1 protein-coding gene is annotated in these 995 nt (G+C 66.3%); it reads left to right on the top strand.

The features are described from left to right. Positions 1 to 995, top strand: a 995-nt coding sequence (tnpC, locus tag ACS8YF_RS19625; RefSeq protein WP_440851777.1) for an IS66 family transposase, incomplete at both ends; no start/stop codon positions are given.

Below are 995 nucleotides of genomic sequence, written 5' to 3' on the forward strand. Positions count from 1 at the left end.
GCTGCCCCGCATCACGCAGGTCGTGGACGTGCCCGACGAGGCACGCCAGTGCGACTGCGGCACGCCGATGGTGCGCATCGGCGAAGAGGTCAGCGAGCAGCTGGACATCGTGCCCATGCAGGTGCGGGTCATCCGCACGGTCCGCCCGCGCTACGGGTGCCCGAAGGGCACGCATGCGCCGATCACCGCCCCCGCCGTGCCGCGGGTCCTGCCCCGCAGCCAGTTCAGTGCCGGCCTGTTGGCCATGCTGCTGAGCGTCAAGTACGTCGACGGTCTGCCGCTGCACCGGTTTGCCAAGGTGTTGGGGCGCCATGGGGTCGAGGTGCCGCGCCAGAGTCTGGCCCGGGCCACGATCCAGACCAGCCGGGCGTTGCAGCCGCTGTTCAACCTGGCGCGCGATGTCATGCTCGAGTCGGCGGTCATCCATATGGATGAGACCCGTATCCAGGTGCTCAAGGAACCGGGCCGATCCCCGACGTCGGAAAGTTATATGTGGGTGCAGCGCGGCGGCCCGCCGCAGCAGCCGATCGTCCTGTTCGATTATGACCCCAGCCGTGCGGGCGAGGTGCCCAAGCGATTGCTCGAAGGATGGCGTGGTTATCTGATGACCGATGACTATGGCGGCTACAACGCCGTGGCGCGACGCGAGGGGGTGGCACATCTGACATGCATGGCCCATGCGCGACGCAAGTTCGTCGAGGCCAAGCGGGCCCAGCCGCAACACAAATCCGGTCGCGCCGATCAGGCGATTGCCTTGTTCGCCAAACTCTACCGCGTCGAACGCGAATTCAAACACGCCAGCGATGCCGAGCGCCTGGGCGCCCGAGCCGAACAAAGCCAGCCGATACTCGATGCGCTCAAGGCCTGGCTGGATAAAACCCGGCCGGTGGTCACGCCCCAGAGCAAGCTGGGCCAGGCCTTGACCTACCTGCACAACGTCTGGCCGAAACTCGTGCGCTATACCGAACGGGGCGACCTGCCGATCGACAACAACC

The organism is Salinisphaera sp. SWV1 (assembly GCF_052044155.1).
GTDB lineage: Bacteria > Pseudomonadota > Gammaproteobacteria > Nevskiales > Salinisphaeraceae > Salinisphaera.